The organism is uncultured Paraglaciecola sp. (assembly GCF_943787955.1).
Taxonomy (GTDB): Bacteria; Pseudomonadota; Gammaproteobacteria; order Enterobacterales; family Alteromonadaceae; genus Paraglaciecola.
In genome coordinates this window covers 138,971-153,053 of record NZ_CALSOK010000004.1, presented here as the reverse complement: position 1 = coordinate 153,053, position 14,083 = coordinate 138,971, and the positions used below count along the sequence as shown (strand labels likewise).

14 protein-coding genes are annotated in these 14,083 nt (G+C 40.0%); 11 read left to right on the top strand and 3 right to left on the bottom strand.

What is annotated here, in order from left to right; genetic code table 11:
- The first annotated feature begins 44 nt into the window (after nt 1-44).
- The 10 genes from Q0Y52_RS04545 (at nt 45) to Q0Y52_RS04505 (ending at nt 7,374) form a co-directional block, all read left to right on the top strand.
- The gene (locus tag Q0Y52_RS04545) at nt 45-350 is read left to right on the top strand and encodes a rhamnan synthesis F family protein (RefSeq protein WP_297818567.1); all 306 of its coding nucleotides are present in this window, start codon (nt 45-47) and stop codon (nt 348-350) included.
- Nucleotides 351-608: 258 nt separating this feature from the next.
- A protein-coding gene (locus Q0Y52_RS04540; RefSeq protein ID WP_297817961.1) for an IS3 family transposase occupies nt 609-1,765 on the top strand; the annotation gives its coding sequence in 2 pieces (ribosomal slippage) (nt 609-855 and nt 855-1,765; 1,158 coding nt in all).
- Between the two features lie 354 nt (nt 1,766-2,119).
- Complete coding sequence (locus tag Q0Y52_RS04535; protein ID WP_297818165.1) at nt 2,120-3,223, top strand: hypothetical protein; 1,104 nt, start codon at nt 2,120-2,122, stop codon at nt 3,221-3,223.
- A gap of 47 nt (nt 3,224-3,270) precedes the next feature.
- Complete coding sequence (locus Q0Y52_RS04530) at nt 3,271-3,480, top strand: hypothetical protein (protein WP_297818162.1); 210 nt, start codon at nt 3,271-3,273, stop codon at nt 3,478-3,480.
- Nucleotides 3,481-3,629: 149 nt separating this feature from the next.
- A protein-coding gene (locus Q0Y52_RS04525) for an IS3 family transposase (protein ID WP_297818564.1) occupies nt 3,630-4,786 on the top strand; the annotation gives its coding sequence in 2 pieces (ribosomal slippage) (nt 3,630-3,876 and nt 3,876-4,786; 1,158 coding nt in all).
- On the top strand, nt 4,777-4,932 hold the full coding sequence (locus Q0Y52_RS19395) for a sulfotransferase (protein WP_366939241.1): 156 nt from the start codon (nt 4,777-4,779) through the stop codon (nt 4,930-4,932). Before Q0Y52_RS04525 ends, Q0Y52_RS19395 begins: the two co-directional genes overlap by 10 nt.
- Before the next feature lie 310 nt (nt 4,933-5,242).
- Nucleotides 5,243-5,401, top strand: coding sequence for a hypothetical protein (locus tag Q0Y52_RS04520; RefSeq protein WP_297818562.1), 159 nt, complete (start codon nt 5,243-5,245; stop codon nt 5,399-5,401).
- Nucleotides 5,402-5,827: 426 nt separating this feature from the next.
- The gene (locus Q0Y52_RS04515; RefSeq protein WP_297818154.1) at nt 5,828-6,190 is read left to right on the top strand and encodes a hypothetical protein; all 363 of its coding nucleotides are present in this window, start codon (nt 5,828-5,830) and stop codon (nt 6,188-6,190) included.
- Between the two features lie 18 nt (nt 6,191-6,208).
- Nucleotides 6,209-6,898, top strand: a complete 690-nt coding sequence (locus Q0Y52_RS04510) for a hypothetical protein (protein ID WP_297818559.1) — start codon at nt 6,209-6,211, stop codon at nt 6,896-6,898.
- A complete protein-coding gene (locus Q0Y52_RS04505; protein ID WP_297818147.1) occupies nt 6,820-7,374 on the top strand; it encodes a hypothetical protein in 555 nt (184 codons plus the stop codon). The genes Q0Y52_RS04510 and Q0Y52_RS04505 overlap by 79 nt, the downstream gene beginning before the upstream one ends.
- Nucleotides 7,375-8,062: 688 nt before the next feature.
- Here the strand turns inward: Q0Y52_RS04505 and Q0Y52_RS04500 are convergent.
- Nucleotides 8,063-9,112: a DUF2235 domain-containing protein gene (locus Q0Y52_RS04500; protein WP_297818556.1), complete on the bottom strand. Its 1,050-nt coding sequence runs from the start codon at nt 9,110-9,112 to the stop codon at nt 8,063-8,065.
- Between the two features lie 776 nt (nt 9,113-9,888).
- On the opposite strand from Q0Y52_RS04500, the gene Q0Y52_RS04495 reads away from it, so the two are divergent.
- Entirely contained in the window at nt 9,889-10,575 is a 687-nt protein-coding gene (locus Q0Y52_RS04495) for an NUDIX hydrolase (RefSeq protein WP_297818553.1), read from the top strand.
- A 124-nt stretch (nt 10,576-10,699) separates the two neighbouring features.
- Here the strand turns inward: Q0Y52_RS04495 and Q0Y52_RS04490 are convergent, their stop codons facing one another.
- Nucleotides 10,700-12,085, bottom strand: coding sequence for a serine hydrolase (locus tag Q0Y52_RS04490; RefSeq protein ID WP_297818550.1), 1,386 nt, complete (start codon nt 12,083-12,085; stop codon nt 10,700-10,702).
- A gap of 507 nt (nt 12,086-12,592) precedes the next feature.
- Nucleotides 12,593-13,645: a DUF1214 domain-containing protein gene (locus Q0Y52_RS04485; protein ID WP_297818547.1), complete on the bottom strand. Its 1,053-nt coding sequence runs from the start codon at nt 13,643-13,645 to the stop codon at nt 12,593-12,595.
- Between the last annotated feature and the right edge of the window lie 438 nt (nt 13,646-14,083).

The following is a 14,083-nucleotide window of genomic DNA, read 5'->3' as shown; positions in this document are numbered from 1 at the left end:
GTTGCAATGCCGCCTTATCACCCTCGTATTTTGAATAGTATAGGATGGGGGAGAATCAGTCACTTGTCGCTAATCTGTGTACTACACTTGGCTTGACGATGCCAAAAACAATGGATGTATTCCCTGCCGATTCGATGTTTTGGTATCGACCCGCTGCGCTAAAAGGATTGCTAGATAAAGACTGGAAGATTGATGACTTTCCTGAAGAGGCAGGACAATCTGACGGTACTATTATGCATGCATTGGAAAGACTTATTCCTACCGTTACTAATCACAATGGCTTTCAATGTCGTTTTGTTCATCACTTGGATGCTTGGCAGAATACCGGTTATCTTGTGAACGATAAGTAGGATGTCGCTTAGCCTCAAAGCCAATAGGTGCCATTACTTATTATGGTTATTACCTTACTATTTTATCGGTGTGTAACTCATTTTTATTTGGGGAGCATCGGTTCTGGTCAACCCCAACCCAACGATTTTCTAAGCACTGTTTTAATAATCTTTCTAAGGATACCCTCTTATACGAACTCGCGATTATATGACCATTGTTGTGGTTGAATTAACCGGACACTTCAATAAAGGATTATAATCCTGTTAATTGAGGTGAATATGACTAAACGAACAAATAAACATTATCCCGCAGAATTTAAACAAGAAGCGGTCGCTCTGGTAATAGAGCAAGACTATCCAATCGTACAAGCTGCTGCATCTTTAGGTGTGACAGACAAACTACTTTACAACTGGGTAGCTAAGCATAAGAAACAGGCACTAGGTGACGTGTTGTCTGGCGATGAACGAGCAGAGTTAATTCAACTCAGGAAAGATAGTAAACGTCTACAAATGGAGCGTGAAATCCTAAAAAAGGCAAGTGCCTTCTTCGCGAAAGAAATGAAGTAAGATATTCTTTTATAAGTGAGCTTGATGCTAAGTATCCTGTGTCAGTCGCTTGTAAAGTGATGGAAGTGAGTTCGTCAGCATACTACGCATGGCTAAAAAAACCTGGTGAACTCATTAGCGCTCAAATGCTAAGACTGTATCGACGAGCCAAAGCATTATTCAAGGCAAGTCGAAACAGTTTAGGCAGCAGAGAGCTTGCTAAAGCACTACGCAAAGAAGGCTTTGAAATAACGCGGTATCGCGCCATTAAGTTAATGGAACGGCTTAAATTAGTTGTGACTCAGCGAATAGCTTATAAAGTGACAACCAAGCGCAAACACAGTGATGCTGTGGCTGACAACTTGCTAAATATGAATTTCAATCCTGTTGGACCCAATCAAATTTGGGCGGGTGATGTGTCCTATTTAAAGACTGGTGAGGGCTGGTTGTACTTAGCCATTGTCATGGATTTGTATTCACGCCGGATTGTAGGTTGGCATATATCAAAACGCATGACGCGTGATTTGGTCGAGCAAGCACTGACAAAGGCTCATAATTTACGCAAACCACCAAAAGGTTTGGTGTTTCACAGTGACAGAGGCTCTCAGTACACGAGTAAAGGCTTTAGAAATCTACTGTCGCGATTAGAGTGTCGAGCTAGTATGGGAGATGTTGGAGCTTGCTGGGATAATGCTGTTGTGGAGCGCTTCTTTGGAAGTTTAAAGCATGATTGGTTGTTTAAAGTACCGCAGCCCACTCGAACACATATGCGAGAAGATGTTGCTAGGTACATGAAATATTATAATGTTGAGCGACTACATTCAGCTAATTTGGATCAATCGCCAATTGAATTTGAAAACTCCTTTAGAAAAGTGTCCGGTTGGACTTGACCAGAACACATATTCACTATGGCAATAAAATTAATCACAGATTAAACGTGTAGATAACTCGATAAAAAAATGGAATAAATTTTGATTCTATCTCTTAAGGTAATTTAATGCTGTTCGTTGTACTTATCACTTTTATTCCCCCTAACTTACAAGGTAAAATATGGTCAGTTGTCGGTTTGCCTTAGACTGTGCATTAATAGTGTCAAATGATGCACTCTGACTTTCAAATATGTGGATTGTACGAAATAAAGCTTAGTAGTTTGCTAAACACCCATAGAAACTGACATTGTTCTTAATGTAGTGCTTTTTGGCAGACAACTATTTACGTAGTTTAACAAAGTGCAGGAAGTCAAATTGAATAAAGAGATTTATATTCATGTGGGGCCCCCAAAAACGGGCACCTCTGCAGTGCAAAAATGGCTGAGTAGTAACCAATCCTTTTTGAAAAAACAGGGGGTTTTTTATCCATCTCATAGTGTCGATGCTAACGGAGTCAGCTCAGGAAACGTCAAAAGTGTCTACGACATAGATGAAAATAAACAATTATGTTTAAATAAAGTTCGCTTAACAAATCTGATTGATACTTTTCATAAAAGTGAGTATTCAATATTGTTATTGTCTTCGGAGTTTTTCTTCCGTGAAATGGATGAATTCAAACTGCATATTCCCAACGCTAAGTTCATTGCTTATATACGTAATCCCCTAGAAACTAAAGAGTCTAGTTATAACCAGTCAGTTAAACGTCACTTTCAAGTGAAAAAAATAAACGTAGTGAGAAGAAAACAGCTTCCGTTCATGGTCAGATTAGTTGAGTTTTCAGAGCAATTTGGTGAACAAGACTTAGTTTTAAGATTGTATGGTGAAAGATATTTTCACCATAATAATATTGTGTCTGATTTACTCACTGTGATAGGTATTGAGCTGAATGTTGAGTTGCCTTTAGTGAATAATTCTTATCAATTTGAGGCCATGGAATTTAAAAGGTGGTTCAATCAATTTCATTTGGAAGATTATCAAGCTAATGTGGATAGAGCTTTACAGGGGTATTTAGAAGGATGTGGTCAATATTCACTTATACCGCAAAAGCAATACATTGACGATTTAATTTATTATGCGTCAATGTTAGAAAAATACACGACTAAGTTAGGGGCCTCTCATCTGGGACCACTGATTACAGATATGAAAACTGCATCACCCAATCCTTATGTTGCACAGGAGCTAACAGATAGTGATTTTCTATCGGTTTGTCAGTACTTGCAAAAAACTTTAGGCCTTGATTATTACCTTTTGACTCAAGATATTAAGTTGCTTTCACCTATTCAAAATCCGCATTTTCATAACTTATTTGTCAAGTCATGTAATAGGAAATATCGTTATATTCATTTGTTGTTAGTAGGCCGCAGTTATCTACGTAGGCTCGTAAAAAAGAGCATAAAAGCATTGAGTCTAAAATTCTGAAGTTATTTTCAAGGTATTAAGAGTGATAATCATGAAGTATTCAGTTTGTGGAAAGTAAACCAATGAAACATGTCATGGGGGCCGTTAAGTTTTTAGTTGGTTTATTCCCTAAAAAAACTCGCGAGAAAATGCGTCAGCAAATCTGGCTACATAATTTGTATAGCAAAAGTTTACAAAAGTCAGGGTTGTTTTATGGATTTCCTTCTCCTCAGAAATTGCAGAAACTTTATGTTAAAAATATTGCCAAACAGGAATAAAAGGGGACGTAGTCAATTTAGATGTTGTGGTTGAATTAACCGGACACTTCAATAAAGGATTATAATCCTGTTAATTGAGGTGAATATGTTGTGGTTGAATTAACCGGACACTTCAATAAAGGATTATAATCCTGTTAATTGAGGTGAATATGACTAAACGAACAAATAAACATTATCCCGCAGAATTTAAACAAGAAGCGGTCGCTCTGGTAATAGAGCAAGACTATCCAATCGTACAAGCTGCTGCATCTTTAGGTGTGACAGACAAACTACTTTACAACTGGGTAGCTAAGCATAAGAAACAGGCACTAGGTGACGTGTTGTCTGGCGATGAACGAGCAGAGTTAATTCAACTCAGGAAGGATAATAAACGTCTACAAATGGAGCGTGAAATCCTAAAAAAGGCAAGTGCCTTCTTCGCGAAAGAAATGAAGTAAGATATTCTTTTATAAGTGAGCTTGATGCGAAGTATCCGGTGTCAGTTGCTTGTAAAGTGATGGAAGTGAGTTCGTCAGCATACTACGCATGGCTAAAAAAACCTGGTGAACTCATTAGCGCTCAAACGCTGAGACTGTATCGACGAGCCAAAGCATTATTCAAGGCAAGTCGAAACAGTTTAGGCAGCAGAGAGCTTGCTAAAGCACTACGCAAAGAAGGCTTTGAAATAACGCGGTATCGCGCCATTAAGTTAATGGAACGGCTTAAATTAGTTGTGACTCAGCGAATAGCTTATAAAGTGACAACCAAGCGCAAACACAGTGATGCTGTGGCTGACAACTTGCTAAATATGAATTTCAATCCTGTTGGACCCAATCAAATTTGGGCGGGTGATGTGTCCTATTTAAAGACTGGTGAGGGCTGGTTGTACTTAGCCATTGTCATGGATTTGTATTCACGCCGGATTGTGGGCTGGCATATATCAAAACGCATGACGCGTGATTTGGTCGAGCAAGCACTGACAAAGGCTCATAACTTACGCAAGCCAGTCAAAGGTTTGGTGTTTCACAGTGACAGAGGCTCTCAGTACACGAGTAAAGGCTTTAGAAATCTACTGTCGCGATTAGAGTGTCGAGCTAGTATGGGAGATGTTGGAGCTTGCTGGGATAATGCTGTTGTGGAGCGCTTCTTTGGACGTTTAAAGCATGATTGGTTGTTTAAAGTACCGCAGCCCACTCGAACACATATGCGAGAAGATGTTGCTAGGTACATGAAATATTATAATGTTGAGGGACTGCATTCAGCCAATTTGGATCAATCGCCAATTGAATTTGAAAACTCCTTTAGAAAAGTGTCCGGTTGGACTTGACCAGAACATTTGTAAGTGGTTCACCACGCTCAGGTACTTCTGCATTGACAGAATTGTTATCTAGTCATCCTGATATTTCTTTAGGAATGGAGCGATTTAAGTTTTTATATAAGAAAAATCAAGTTAAAAAAAAAGCTATTCTCTAAAGATGAATTCTTTAATTTTAAGGATGAACAAACAACTATCAATGCCAGCAATGGTAAGTATCTTGATTATTATAAGCAGCTCAGTGACAAATATACCGGAAGTAGTATCGTTGGTGATAAATACCCTCAATTATATAAATTTTGGCCCTCATTATTTGATGAGTTTGGTGCTGAAGGTAAATATATTTTTATAATTAGAAATATTGAAGATGTTGCATCTTCTTTTAATTTAAGGGCACAAAACCCAAGAGATAAATGGCCAGAAAAAAATGACTATAGAAAAGCTGTAGAAATATGGAATGAATCATTGATGAGAGCTATTAAAGCAAAAGAAGCAGGTGCGGATATATTTGTGGTCAGTTATGAAAAACTGTTTGATAGTAGCTTGCACGATACTAAAAATATCTTATCAAAATATGATTTCTTATTTAGGTATGGATTTAAATGGTTCAATACTTACATGCCATAAAAAAATGTGCTCAGATTATTTGAACATTATAAAGTCAAAAGCTAAAACTGTGCATGAAGGGCAAATGGTATACATTAATGAACACGCAGATTTCCAGTTACTGAAAAAGTTATTAGGTAGTTAGCATCTATTGTACATCATAAAAAATATTTGTATGTTTAGCATGTGCATTGAAATTAATTGAAAAAAACATGAGAAAACTGAGATGGATGGATTACATTGAAATTCTCAAAAACGTTACTATATCAAAGCCTGATTATTAAATAAAAGAAATAAAAGAAATAAAAGGGGTCGTAGTCAATTTAGACTCTATCGATTGAACGCCACTGCGCCCATCGATTACAATGACTTAATCACAGCTAAGAATTAAGCCATTGTGCATATTTGTTCTATGCTTTGTGTACCTCACTTTAAACCGCCCCGGATATGACAAAGCCACCACTCGCTTGTGACGCCGCACCGAATGAGCTTAAAGCCTGTCCATATTGCGCTGAGCCTATTAAAATTATGGCTCTTAAGTGCAAACACTGCGGTGAGTCCGCGCATCCCCAAAAATTTTTACAAGGCTTGACTAGCCGGTTAATTGTCATAATAGGATTGGTGACCGCGGCATTGAGCTTATTCTATGCACTCAGGGAAGGTTATTTTTTCATAGAAAAAAAGCAGCAGCAACGGTCTGATCTTGACTCCTATCGCACGGTCGCTGACCAGTTTACGACACTGGATATGCTCAATTATGCCCAGCATGCCTTCAGACAAGCCCTGGAGATTGCGCCCAATAACATATAGTTGCAGCGTCAGTATTTTATGCTGCAATCTCATGATCTGCTGAGGGAAATTCAATGGAGTGGTATAGATGAGAAGCATCGTCCACAAATTGAGCAGATAATACTTGATGGCTATCGTTTACTAGCGGTAAAAACTGATCCTGTGCAAAAGGCACACTTGTTGGTGATGCTGGGACGCCTCCTTCCTCAGGACATGTTGTGGAATGATGATGACGGGGTGACAACATTATTTGCCCGGGCCTTTGCCTTGCATCCAAAAGATGCAGAAGTGGCATTTCGTTATGGAAGCTGGTTGGTTGACATGGCGCTGGATAAGGATAGGGGCCTTGAATTAATAGGACAAACCTTGCTACTTAAACCGGAAGGCGCCGTGTATCCTTATGAAATGGCTAAGATCCTAAGAAGTGAGGGCAAACTTTCTCAGGCACTGCCTTTACTGCAAATGGCTATTAATTTATTGCCTCAGCAGCTAGCGTTAGATCGCATCAGGGCTTCGAATTTCAGTAAAACAGATTTGCGCAGGCTGTTTGTTGTGGCCAGTAAATTACAGGATATCAATCACAGTGATTTTTTAGGTCTGGATTTGAGTGTGAACTCACAAGTCAAAGGCGTCAATTACTGGAACAGTTATTGGTATTATGGAAAAGCGACCGAGAGATCAATTTTGTCGCCGCAAAATTTTACCTGGCCGAGCAGCAATATGAATTAGCTGAAAAAGCGATTAAATATACGATTTCAGAGGGCGATTTACAGTCGCAATTACCCCGTGGTTATTACGAAGAACAGTTTCAACTCTATCGGGATATTCTTATCCGATCGGGACGTGATCCGCTTAAATTAAAACTGATAAAAGAGGGCCTGCAGCGCTACCAAGATGCTAAAAGCTATGAAGAGTTATTGGATATGGGGATTGAAGGACAATACAATTATAAGATTGGCCTGCGGGTGATGCAACAAAATGACCCCAAGGTAAGAGGTTTGCAAGTGTTAAAGGCTTATAGTGCTTACCCCTTTGCCTTGGCGAGTATGGTTAAAGGAGATATTGTGCTTAAGCTTGCCCATAGGGAAGTACTCAATCTGAAAGCTATTTTTCGGATACTTTCTAACTTTGAGCCTGGCACGATACGGCCCCTGAAAATCAGTAGGGCAGGAGAGCTGATGGAGTTAACATTGAAAGTTAAGTAGTGCATTAGTAGTGTATTAGTAGTGCATTAAATAGTGCATTAATGATGAGCTTAAGTTTTAGTTATGGGATAAAAATGGTGTTTGTAAAGACAGTGAGCCAAGTTGAAACCCCTATAAAGCCCTCCCCATTATTATAAATATTGAAGCCAGTGGCTTTTGTGCCCAGAACTACTCCATTGAGGTTGACGTCGCTTTGAACTGGGATAGCGTTATTGTAGTCTGTTGCAGCCACAAAAAGACTGGTTGTGTATAGGTAAAACAAAACATCATTTTTCATAAAATGAAAATACTTGCTCCCTGATATTTTGCATATTGACAGTTATTTTATATCCTTTATGCCTTATAAGTATGTGCTTTTTTGTCTTTTACTCTACTTGTTTACGTAATGTAGAATTCAAAATAAGCTACTCCCATCTTATGCTTATTACTCGAAGCCGTCTGTTGCCTCAGTGGTATAAGCGGTCGGTTGGTTGGCTTGGAAAAACTGGTGTTGATAGTCTTGTGAGCCATCATAGCTGCCGTTTGCTGGACCCGCCCCCGCTTATCTCTACTGAAAAAACAATTTATAATTTAGGGTTATCGAGGTATTAGAGCAGGTAACGAACTGGAGGTTAACGTAAACTGCGTCGTCGCATGTTAGCACCGAACAAGGGACTTCCCTTGATCCGGTCAGTCATATAGACCCGCTTTAAAGGTTTGCCACGCCTTTTAGAGCGTCACCCACGTTGCCATTTTTATCCATGATACGAAAATGGGCATCGCGCAATGCATAAGGTCGATATTCGGTTACCACTTTAAACCTGTCGGAAACACTATGATGAACAATGGCAGTCTCTTTTTTAGATGGGGTGTCATCGGTATTCACTCGAATTAAACGGGGTGCTAACGTTTTTGACATCGCACCTGGGCGTTTTTGTTCGTGAATTTTGCCATTACACAGCGGATTAATATTAAAGTCATCATCACACAATATATCTTGAGCACCCTCTACCTTTAAAGCGTCATAGCCGATATCGCTAATGGCGAGTACATGCAATTTATCCTTAACACGATCGAGCATAAATTTTAGCGAAATGTCAGATAAGCCATCAAACCAATACCCTCCACCAATATCTGAATGCACACCGGCAAACCACACTTCGGTGATCCTGTTGTCTTTGTTAAATAATGTCGGTTGAAAGGTAACACGCTTTTCATCTATGGAAACTAGGTGGGCAGCTTCTTGAATATGGGATCCCATTGTACCATCTTCAAATATGATGCCACTGGCAGGGAATGTATTTGGGTTTAAATCAAGGGAGCCTCTAGTGGCGGCAACTGTATCAAACACCCCTAAAAATTTTACTTTTACACCCATATCTATACCAATTTTAGCTGCAAACATTCTGGCAATAGCGGCGCCCCGACTAAAACCAAAGATATAGATTTCAACTTCGTTGTCAGTGTACTTTTTTAAATCGTCGATGGCCTCATCAAGAATATCCCCCATATCGCCATAGGGGGGCGCAAAAATAGCATTAAATTTTTGTGTCAACCAGTTACCACGGGTACCAACGCCGCTGTAATAAAAGCTGCGCTGCCCGGGTGTTGCCATATTTTCGCCATTAAGTGGTGACAGTTTTCCGCCAAAAAAAGCGTGTAATTTAACGATGTTACTAATACTAGAATCTTCAAAAAAATCACCTGCATCTGCAGGATCATTACAAGTACCGTCAAAACAAAAAATCAATTTCTTCATGATAAAATCCCTTTATTATTGTAATCAAATAGTTCAATGCTTTGTCAGTAATAACTCATGTCATTGAACGGTTGCTGTATGATTTAATTCTTGATACCTCCTTAATAATCATGGACATTTGTGATTAGTCACATCTAAGACAAGACTTGCGTCTCAAAACAACAAAAAAACAAAAAAATATCAAGTTAAAAAGTTAAAAGCCGATTTCCCTTGGCCATTAAATAAGGGGCAGGTTATGCGAAATCAACCACCCTGATCATTTGATTGTTATTGTTAGTGACCTCTTTGGTTTCCGTTTGGCAAAAGTAGAGTCGCCAAACCATCTTAGAACTCAGTAGAAGACTAGCAGAAGTTTGCGATTTTTCACAAAACGATAGCCAAGCCTTGGTGAGTTAATGAATTAATGTTGATTTTGTCACTAAACGTAAGCTAGTGAGTCGTTGATCCTTACGTCAGCTTTTGCTAAAGCATTTAAATTAATCTGAAAGCGGCGTGAATGGTGTACCCATAATACCGGCAATGGTCAACAATCTGCATATCGTACAAACGGATAAGGCTGAGGGAGAAGGTGACCTTCAAAAGATTGTTTGGTAGTCTCAATTAGATTCGGTTAACGCGCTATAGCCAATACCAATTGTCTGCTAAGCACAGACTGATTACGCAATAAACTATATACATAGTCATCTGCTGACTAAAGAGCCAATAGTATTGACTGACACAGGGATAAAATAGCCATCAAAACGCAATATGAGCCTAACAATACTCCCGCCAGCGAAATGCGTTTGAAAGGGCGTGCGGTCAAACCCAAAGACGCGGCTACTCTTATTATTGTTAGACGCGACAGTGAGCAACCCAAAATCCTGATGGGTAAACGCGCTGCCGGACACAAGTTTATGCCTAATAAGTATGTTTTCCCTGGTGGCAAAGTGGATGCGGGAGATAGTCGCATACGGCCACTTAATGATCTGCATCCAAGCGTTCTGAAACGTTTGATGAAGGGATGTTCTGAGTCGCGGGCCAGGTCTCTTGCACTGGCGGCAATTCGTGAAACGTTTGAAGAGACTGGACTGATCCTTGGCGAAGCGGATTCGGTGACAATTACCAGCCGTTCAGCCCAGTGGAACGCGTTTTTACAGCACGGCATTAATCCACGTCTGGATACTCTCAATGTCATCGCCAGAGCCATCACGCCACCCTATCGAAACCGTCGCTTTGATACGCGCTTTTTTATGGTTGAAGCAGATCTTATAAAAGGAGATGTGCACGCTGCATCGGAGGGATCTGGCGAATTATTAGCTCTGCATTGGGTCTCACTCAGAGATGCCGAGCAACTCGAATTACCAGTTATCACACGAATGATCCTCAAAGAAGTTCAACAACGCTTAGACAATGGTGACTCGCCAGATATTGAGGGGCCTTTTATTCACTTTCGTAATGGCAAACCTGTCATAGAAAAAATATAGCGCCAGTAAATCCCTCGCCTTAAATGTTTAGGTTAAATAGCGCTGGTGCTTTCGCTTCAACATGAATGGGGTCAATGACTTATGTTGACCCCATTGATGACCTTGTAGCACTCTTATTTTGATATTAATCCAAAATACTTTGATAAGTCAGTATTTTAAATTCTTTACCTAAGCGAGTCGTATGAGGAATACTTTGCACCATAAATATCCCTATTAGTTTTTCTACTGGGTCAATCCAGAATTTGGTGCCTGCAGCACCATCCCATGCGAATTCGCCAACCGAACCTATTTCACCAATATTACCGACATCTAAAGCCACACCAAAACCCAGTCCAAAACCTATACCTGGGTTGTCGGCGCCCATGGGCATGTCACCCAGATGATTGAGTGTCATTAACTCAACTGTTTTAGGAGACAATATTCTCACTCCATTGAGTTCTCCGCCGTTAAGCATCATTTGGCTAAACTTTAAGTAATCCATTGCCGAAGACACTAGGCCACCGCCACCACTTTCAAAAGCGGCACCTTCCAGAAAACTAGCATTGGTTTGAGGAGGGCTAACAACAAGTTGGCTTGATTTTGTATTGTTTAAAAACGCATCAGAGCCATTTCCCGTCCCTTTAGGTGAATAAATTTGTGCTAGGCGATCTAACTTATTATTGGGAACGACAAAACTGGTGTCTTGCATATCTAGTGGTTGAAAAATACGTTTTTCAAGAAACTCTCCAAAGCGCATTCCTGATAACACTTCTACCAAACGGCCTTGCACATCTACCGACACACTATAATGCCACTTAGTACCAGGTTCATATTGCAGGGGAATTTTTCCCAATTTTGTTACGAAAGCCTGTAAGTCGCCTTTGGGATTAGCCAATACTGCATTTTTGCGGTACTGCTGATCTACTTCAGTATTTCCAAAAAATCCATAGCTAAGGCCTGCAGTATGCAGCATGAGGTCACGCACTTTAGGTTGGCGTTTGGGTTGGCGGGTTTGGCCCACTTTGCTGGCATCTCCTTCACCCACTGTTTTACTGCTTGTGCCGTCAGACACCATAGTGGTTTCACCGTCAGCAGTAGAGATTGCCAACTCGAGATTTGCCAATTCAGGTATATACATTGAAATTGGATCATTGAGGAAAAACTTGCCCTCCTCATACAACATCATTAATGCTACTGAGGTAATAGGCTTAGACATTGAATAGATACGAAACAATGTATCTTCCTTCATTGGTTTGTTTGCTTCGCGATCACTTTGACCGTAGGTTTCGCTGTAAACCACTTTACCATTGCGGGCAATCATGCCAAGCCCACCGACCATGGTACCGTCTTCAACCGCTTGGTCCATGTGTGCGGTCAGTTTATCCAAACGCTGTTGAGATACCCCTTCTTTTGATGGTTTTCTGCTGGGTATATCCTTTGCCAAAGTGGAAAACGACAAGGTAGTCAGCAGCAGTAGGCTCAACATAGAAGCACGAGTAGATTGATAATTTTTAAATGTATTATTTAGCATGAAATATTCCAAAGTAATGCAGGCTCGAGATTAGAGCGTATGGCTTGGTCTAAAACTCACGAACGGAAAACCGTTAAAGCGATGAAAGGGTTTACCTATTATTTTTTGTGAAAAGCAACATCAAGCAGCGTCTTAAGTGTATTGTAAGATAACCTGCGCCTGAAATTTGCAGCAAATAGTATAAGGCATATGGATTGATGATCCATTGAGAATTGTTGTAAATTTGTAACAAGATTGTAATAAAAGGGGTGATAAAAGAGTGCGGTATTGTTTTAAAATCAAAATGGATCGGGCAGGGCTATTTGTTTTGATTTTGTCACTAGTTACATCTGAGACAAGGCTAGGTGTTCATCTTAAAAAATAATTACCAAGATACCAAGTTAAAAATGTAAAAGAGGTTTTTCCGTTGGCAATCAATGCGTTTTTTTGCCTCTGTTTTTCTAAAAGTGATACTCAAGTTGACTATTCAAGATTTTAAATACATGAGGTTACCTTATTGATTTGAATTTAATTCTCATGGATTTTTTGTAAATTCAGTTGCTTCGATAAACCTGGAAACGTCCATCTGCCATCAAGCACTTCCGCTCGCGGTTGATAAAGTCTTACTACGTAATTCCAACCATCGACTATAGGTATGTAATTAATATTGTCTGGTTGCCCTCCGAAATTGACCGTAATTGAATTATCACTGTTCTTTTTCGCAGTGAGATTATTGATACTGTATGACTGATAATCGTTTGGCTCAAAAAAGCCATCTTTGTTGTAAACACTGATTGACCAAAAACCATCAACTGGTACATCCCGAATTGAGAGGGTATAGGCGCCTATCGGAAGGTTAGGTTGTACATTGATGTAGTATGCTTCTTGTTCTGGTAAACCACCCCAACCATAGGCAGATGTCAGTATATGTTTTACCGGGTTTACCTCTTCTTGCTTGCCATATGCGGCTTTGGTATCGGTCAGCCCGGTTGCAAGTTGAATTAAGGATTTTGCGGTTGCTTTTAAGCTAGGCATATCATAATTGGGGTGCGTATAGTTGCCGCTGGCTGCACTGCTAACCTTAAGCCCATTCTGTAAATGGTTTGCTTGCGTGATATCTTCTGGATCTCTTGAGTCTACTAAAATCCTTACCGTGACCATCACAAAGTTTGTTTTGAAACTCAGTAAATCCAATGTAAAGTCGCCCGAGCCATGAAAAATATTGTTGATGTAATTATGTTCGTTGGTCACTGTTGCTGACATATAACGCGTTCCAGCGTTGGGTAAAGTCAGCGTAGCCCCTTTGCTAATATCAACCACAACTGAGCTATAAATAGTGTCTCTATTCATTCTTCTTAGACGCTGCTTGTCTACGGGGATGGGGGAGCGTATATGCCCCCATAAATTCACACCGCCTGCCCGGGCTATCACTTTGTCGAATTGCACAGATGTCTTAGCGTCTACAAAATTCATCACATTTACTGGCACCGTGTCACCTGCAGCGTGCACGATTGACGTCAGTAACATAACGCTAAGGATACTTGAATTTAGTCGAGTCATTAATGATTTTAGGGTAGGCATCGTTCATTCCAGCAAGAGAAACATAAATATTTCATTAGAAGGGCATGTGTATTTTTTGATTAAAGATTTAATGAACATTATCACAGGTTCCCTTAGACTCAGAGCTAATTTAAATAATTAACTTATGAAGTTGAGTTCGACTTTTCTATGGTTAGCTAGTCAAGCTCTGCAGCTGCAGGTGTACTTAGCAGGTTATCCAGAGGAATATTTTGACCGTTGTGTTTGGCAATAAACAAAACATACTCGCCTAGTTTAAGGATTACGTATTAATCAATCCACCAACATTTGGTGGCCACGATTGGTATGGCCGATGGTCTACTTTATTGTGAGGGACCGCATAGCCTTGAAATGGTGAAAGACTCATTTTTGGTCTAAGGTGAAATAGATGAATATTTTGCCGTACATACTGGTGTTCTAGCCACTTAGGGATTACAAAAC